Annotated in this window: 2 protein-coding genes; both read left to right on the top strand. The window is 79.4% G+C overall.

Features of this window, described 5'->3' with window-relative positions; genetic code table 11:
• A partial coding sequence (locus MHY85_RS21045; protein WP_374234277.1) for an LLM class flavin-dependent oxidoreductase occupies positions 1 to 831 on the top strand: 831 nt, incomplete at its 5' end.
• Between the two features lie 11 nt (positions 832 to 842).
• The gene (locus MHY85_RS21040; protein ID WP_239200416.1) at positions 843 to 1,241 is read left to right on the top strand and encodes a rhodanese-like domain-containing protein; all 399 of its coding nucleotides are present in this window, start codon (positions 843 to 845) and stop codon (positions 1,239 to 1,241) included.
• Positions 1,242 to 1,243: the final 2 nt, after the last annotated feature.

Here is a 1,243-nt window from a genome sequence, read left to right as displayed (position 1 = left end):
GACGACGCGGGGGCCGCGCGCCCCGCGCCCGGCCCCCGCGTCGTCGACGGGCTGTACGTCCCCGGCGCCCCGCCGATCGACGGCTCCGACTCCGTGCTGCGCGAGCGGCTGCTCGCCCAGAAGCGGGTGGTCGGCGCGTCGCGCACCCCGGCGGCGTTCCGCGACGAGCTCGGCCTCGTCCTCGGCCTGCGCGCCGGCGACTACGCCGAGGCCGACGGCACCCGCCACGTCGCCCCGCCCGTCGAGGGCGCGGACTTCGACCTCTGGGTGCTCGCCTCGTCCGCGGGGGAGAGCGCCCGGGTCGCCGGGGAGCTGGGCCTGCCGATCGCGGCGAACTTCCACGTCTCCCCGGCCACCACGCTCGACACGATCGCCGCCTACCGGGCCGCGTTCCGCCCGGGCGTCCTGGACCGGCCGTACGTCGTCGTGTCGGCGGACGTGCTGGTCGCCCCGACCACCGCGGAGGCCCGGGCGCTCGCCACGCCGTTCGCCGACTGGGTGCTGTCGATCCGCCGCGGCGCCGCCGGGGCCGTCGCGTACCCGCACCCCGACGACGCCGTGCCGTGGGAGGAGCGGGACGCCGACGAGCGCGCGGTCGTCGCCGACCGGGTCGACACCCGGGTGGTCGGCGCCCCCGGGGACGTCGTCGCCCGGCTGGAGACGCTGCAGCGCGTCACCGGCGCGGACGAGCTGCTGATCACCACCGCCACCCACGACCCGGCCGACGCCCGCCGGTCGTTCGCGCTGCTCGCGCAGGCGTGGGGCGTCGCACCCGGCGCCGCCGCCCCGACCACAGGCGCCGACCGCGCCGCCCTCACCCTCGTCCCCTGAAGGAGCCCGCCATGACCAGCACCGCCAGCACGCCCGACGTCCCCGGCACCGCTGCCCCCGAGGCCGCGGCACCGGCCCTGCGCCCGCCCGTCGAGGCCGCCGCCGAGGTCGCCCGCGGCGCCCTGCTCGTCGACGTCCGCTCGGCCGCCGGTCGCGCGTCGCACGGCGAGATCCCCGGCTCGACGCTGCTCGACCGCACGGACCTCGACGCCCTGTTCGGCCCGGCGCACGCCCCGGTCATCTCGATCGACACCCCGGTGGTCGTCGTCTGCGGCTCGGAGAACGGCAGCCGCCCGGTCGCGGAGGCCCTCGCGGCCCGCGGCTACACCGTCTCCCACGTCGACGGCGGCTTCCCGGCCTGGCGCGACGCCGGCCTCCCGGCCGAGCCCCCGACCGACACCCCCGCCTGACC

It is taken from the genome of Cellulomonas sp. ACRRI (genome assembly GCF_022346185.1).
Classification (GTDB): Bacteria; Actinomycetota; Actinomycetes; order Actinomycetales; family Cellulomonadaceae; genus Cellulomonas.
This window is presented reverse-complemented; position numbering and strand designations above follow the sequence as displayed.

Excerpts from the sequence above, each read along its gene's own strand:
- MHY85_RS21040 (WP_239200416.1), top strand. The coding sequence starts at position 843 with ATGACCAGCACCGCCAGCACGCCCGACGTCCCCGGCACCGCTGCCCCC.